Origin of the sequence: Methanocalculus sp., from assembly GCF_030651615.1 — an archaeon.
GTDB lineage: Archaea > Halobacteriota > Methanomicrobia > Methanomicrobiales > Methanocorpusculaceae > Methanocalculus.
This window is the reverse complement of sequence record NZ_JAUSCG010000191.1, coordinates 1-4,065: the sequence shown is the minus strand read 5'-3', so window position 1 is coordinate 4,065 and position 4,065 is coordinate 1. Positions and strand designations below refer to the sequence as shown.

Sequence of the window (4,065 nt, the reverse complement as noted above, 5' to 3'; positions counted from 1 at the left end):
CAACTTCCCGTTCCCCATAATGACGCTTGACTGTAATTGGGACAACACCTTTCTCAAATTCCTCAAGTGCAATCTCCAACGGGTCAATACATCCGGTTCTCACGAGAATCGGGGCTCCCATTGATATCTGCAGGGCTCTGGCTCCGATGATCCTGGCTCGTTCATATCGAGTATAGGATATCATGATAATCATCCTTAAAATTTTTTACAGAAATGGGGTCGCTGAGATTCGAACTCAGGTCACTGCGTCCCGAACGCAATAGGATAGTCCAGGCTACCCCACGACCCCTCACTGATAGGGATAGAGCTCATCAATAATCTCCTTATGTGAAAGAAGCATCCTTCTGCAACAATACCGCTCTAAACCGAGGGTGTCGAGGATCTTTTTTGGATCCTCACCTGCTGCTTTCCGCTCTTTAAACTCATCCCATGCCGTGGAAATAACTTTTCCACAGGTGAAACATCGTACAGGTATCATTGTCCTCGATTCCTTATTACTCTGTTGATAATCAACGGTATGATTTCTGGAATTTCTTACGTGCACCGCGTCCGTGCGGCTTTTTCGCTTCTTTCTTGCGAGAGTCATTGACGAGCAGTGTCCTGTCGTATCCGAGGTATACCTCTTTGATCGCAGGATCATTTGTCCAGCTCAGGATACCTCTTCCGAGTGCCGTCCTGATGGCCTCAGCCTGTCCATTGATGCCACCGCCGGAGACATCGATAGTGATATCGACAGTGTCTGCAACTCCTGGTGCAAGAACGAGGGTTTCTGAGATCTTCATCCGAACCAGTTCGGACCCATAGATCTCAAGAGGGATCGAATTGATCCGGACTCTCCCCTTCCCCTCACGCAGGGTTGCACGGGCGACCGCAGTCTTTCTCTTTCCGCTTGTGTTGATAATCTTTGCCATCGAATCTTCCTCTTAGAATTTTGCGCCCAGGTTCTGGCTGATTGTACCGAGTGTTACGTACCTGGGTTTGCTTAACCGGTTGCGGTGCGCCTCGTCAAGAACTTCCATCTCCATTCCGGCAAATTCATCAGGGACTCCGACATAGGTCTTAACCCTCCGGAACGCCTCAGCACCCGGTCTGCTCTTGTAGGGGATCATACCACGGATTGACCGCTTCATGATGTGGTCCGGGCGGCGTGGGAAGAATGGTCCTCCTTCGACCGATCCGCGGGTTCTCCTTTCATGGTATTTGGTCAGGACGTGAGCCCTGCTCCCGGAGAGGATCGCCTTCTCAGCATTGACGATTGCAATCTCCTCACCTCTAAGAATCCGCTTAGCGACGATGCTTGCAAGTCTTCCGAGGAGGAGATTTTCTGCATTGATGATCGTTACCATCGTCCTTCACCTCAGTATCCTGACACGGCTTCCATTCGGATTTGCCGCAACCAGTTCTTCAATCGTCATGCAATCTCCGCTAGCCTGTGTGATCTTTTCACGGGCTGAGTCGGAGAAGTTCAATGCTGCTACCCTGACTGACTGCTCCAGCACACCGCTACCGAGGACCTTCCCCGGGACGAGGATGATCTCGTCGGCATTTGCATAGCGGTTGATCTTGCCGATATTGACTTCGGCATAGTTGCAGCTGGATGTGTCGAGCCTTCCGGCGATTTCACGCCAGATATTCGCCTCGTTCTCATGGGATGCACTCCTGAGCATCCTGATGAGATTCGTAAGGCGCGGGTTTGTCTTGCCCGATCTCTTCATCTAGAGTCCCTCCGTTGATATTTCCTGTAATGATTCAATCAGATCAACTGATCTGTTTCTGATATATCGCAGCCCCTCTTCGACGATCTGTTGTGCCGGGAGTGATCCGTCACTCTCAACAATGAAGAGGAATTTTGTCCTGTCTGAATCGGTATGAATCGCAGATTCCTCGCCGATACCAGTAGCAATGCATGCCTTTTCACAAAGGCGGCAGAGCGAACATGCCTCAAGTTTTCCGTCGATGACGCGGACGGTCTGTCCTTTCACTTCGAGGACCTTGCGTGGACATTCTTCAACACAGTCCCCGCATCCGTCGCACCGATCAGATACTTCTATCACCGGGTATTCCTTGAATCCGCAGGCGATCGTCGGTTGCCACTTGGCATGTTCAAATCCGGTATTGAGTATTGCTACGGCTTCAATGACGAGCTTCTGGTCTCCCCAGAGCTTGACGAGGGGAATGTTCGTATCGACAGGGCTCGTCATCGGGTCTTCAGACACCAGGTCTCCTGAGGTGACCATCTTTGGTCCTTCAACGGTGAGGGTGAAGATGACCTGACAGAGTGGACAACCCACTCCCTCACAATTACATGCTTCTTTGAGCACAAACCGACTCAGATCGGTTTTGATCGGAATCATACCGATTCTGTGTGCGAGCATCTCATCGAAGAGAACGCTGGTATTGTCATAGATCCGAATATCTTCGATGGCAAGTGTTGGAACCTCACCGATCATCGATCGTCTGAGGGTATTTGCAAATGCCCCTGAGGCTCCATTCAGGGTAAACCTGGCGATGGAATCCTCAAGCCTGTCGAATACGATCTCCATCAGACTCTCCTTCCCCGCCTGCCGCCACGTGCCCTGATACTGTCGTGTGAGACAGGGGTGACATCCTCAATTCTGCCGATGCGGATGCCGGCACGTGCCAGCGCACGGATTGCAGCCTGAGCACCGGGACCCGGGCTCCTCTGCTTTCCACGACCTGGTGCACGGACCTTTACATGAAGGCCGACGAATCCCTTGTCGCGAGCTGCCTGTGCAACGTTTATTGCCATCTGCATCGCAGCGTATGGCGAGCTCTCGTTTCGCGCCTGTTTAACGACCATACCGCCACTGCTCTTGCATATCGTCTCTGCTCCGGAGAGATCGGTGACGGTGATGATAGTGTTGTTAAACGATGCGAAGATGTGGGCAATACCCCATTTGTCACTTTCACCTGCCATGATTATACCCTCACATTATTAATACGGCCGCGTTCGGGGTTGCTCTCTTTGGCAAGGGATGATGTCTGGTAGTAGCTGATCTGATCTTCTTCTACCCTGCTGACCATGTATCCCGGAATTGAGACCCGTCTGTCATTGATGGCGATGTGACCATGGTTAATCAGCTGACGAGCCTGCTTGGGTGAACGTGCAAGACCCTGTCTGTAGACGATCGTCTGGAGACGGCGTTCGAGAATGTGATTCACCTTCAGTGAGAGGACGTTATCGATCGTTGCTCCCGGACTGACGAGGGCATACCGCTCCAGATGCTGGAGTAACTCCTGACGTCGCGCCTCAACCCGTGCTTCATCAACACCGCCGGAGACCATTGCGAGGATGTCACGCGCTCCCTGTCTGTGACGCCGGAGGATATGGATTGCCCTCCAGATCTCCTGTTTGTTCCTGAGTCCAAAGGTGATTGCGATAGTTCGCTCATCCTCAATACGCACCTTTTCAAACCGGCGTTTTGGGGACTGATACTGCTTGTGGTTCTTTCCTGGATATCCCATTCAAATCACCGCTCACTTCTTCTTCTTGGAAACGCCGACTGTTGTGCCGGTTCTTCCGGTGGACTTGGTCCGCTGACCGCGTACTTTCTGTCCGGTCTCATGTCTGATACCGCGGTAACAGCGCATCTTCTTCATGATGTTGATGTCCTCTTCGAGTGTGAGGGAGACATCGACGCCAAGAATATGGCGGGCTTTCCCGGTATAGAGGTCTTTTGGGCGGTTCATCATCCAGGTTGGGACTGTCTCAACGTACCCGTCCACAACTGCGCGTATCCGGTCAACCTCTTCCTCTGAGAGCTTACCCATAAGTTTGTGAGTGTTGACATCGGCTTTACGTGCCAGGACGAGCGCAGTGTGGATCCCCACGCCCTTGATGCCCGTCAGTGAGATCTGGACCTGCTTGGTGCCGTCGAGATCGGTATTACTGACGCGTACGAAGTAATTCAGTTCTGATTCTTCCATGGATTTTCCTCGTATATTCTCCTTTGAGCGCTGAGGGAGGGATTTGAACCCTCGAGTCCCAGGGGGACACAGGTTTAGCAAACCTGCGCCATACCAGGCTTGGCTACCTCAACAGAG

At 52.1% G+C, this 4,065-nt stretch carries 9 protein-coding genes and 2 tRNA genes; all 11 read right to left on the bottom strand.

Translation table 11 applies throughout. The features are described from left to right. Positions 1–184, bottom strand: a 184-nt coding sequence (locus tag Q7V06_RS08350) for a DNA-directed RNA polymerase subunit K (protein WP_304840499.1), incomplete at its 3' end; no start/stop codon positions are given. Positions 185–214: 30 nt separating this feature from the next. Then, positions 215–289 (bottom strand) — tRNA-Pro (locus Q7V06_RS08345). Beyond that, positions 290–478 (bottom strand): DNA-directed RNA polymerase subunit N, encoded by a 189-nt coding sequence (locus tag Q7V06_RS08340; RefSeq protein WP_304840497.1) that lies wholly within the window; start codon positions 476–478, stop codon positions 290–292. 31 nt (positions 479–509) lie between these two features. After that, positions 510–911, bottom strand: coding sequence for a 30S ribosomal protein S9 (locus tag Q7V06_RS08335; RefSeq protein WP_304840495.1), 402 nt, complete (start codon positions 909–911; stop codon positions 510–512). Between the two features lie 12 nt (positions 912–923). Next, entirely contained in the window at positions 924–1,346 is a 423-nt protein-coding gene (locus tag Q7V06_RS08330) for a 50S ribosomal protein L13 (RefSeq protein WP_304840493.1), read from the bottom strand. A gap of 6 nt (positions 1,347–1,352) precedes the next feature. Next, on the bottom strand, positions 1,353–1,715 hold the full coding sequence (locus Q7V06_RS08325) for a 50S ribosomal protein L18e (protein ID WP_304840491.1): 363 nt from the start codon (positions 1,713–1,715) through the stop codon (positions 1,353–1,355). Then, positions 1,716–2,543 carry a DNA-directed RNA polymerase subunit D gene (locus tag Q7V06_RS08320; protein ID WP_304840489.1) on the bottom strand — a complete coding sequence of 276 codons (828 nt, stop codon included), beginning with the start codon at positions 2,541–2,543 and terminating at the stop codon, positions 1,716–1,718. Beyond that, on the bottom strand, positions 2,543–2,938 hold the full coding sequence (locus Q7V06_RS08315; RefSeq protein WP_304840487.1) for a 30S ribosomal protein S11: 396 nt from the start codon (positions 2,936–2,938) through the stop codon (positions 2,543–2,545). Before Q7V06_RS08315 ends, Q7V06_RS08320 begins: the two co-directional genes overlap by 1 nt. Positions 2,939–2,940: 2 nt before the next feature. Next, positions 2,941–3,486, bottom strand: a complete 546-nt coding sequence (locus tag Q7V06_RS08310; protein ID WP_304840485.1) for a 30S ribosomal protein S4 — start codon at positions 3,484–3,486, stop codon at positions 2,941–2,943. Positions 3,487–3,498: 12 nt separating this feature from the next. Continuing rightward, the gene (locus Q7V06_RS08305) at positions 3,499–3,948 is read right to left on the bottom strand and encodes a 30S ribosomal protein S13 (RefSeq protein WP_304840483.1); all 450 of its coding nucleotides are present in this window, start codon (positions 3,946–3,948) and stop codon (positions 3,499–3,501) included. 28 nt (positions 3,949–3,976) lie between these two features. Continuing rightward, a tRNA-Ser gene (locus Q7V06_RS08300) sits at positions 3,977–4,061 on the bottom strand. Positions 4,062–4,065: the final 4 nt, after the last annotated feature.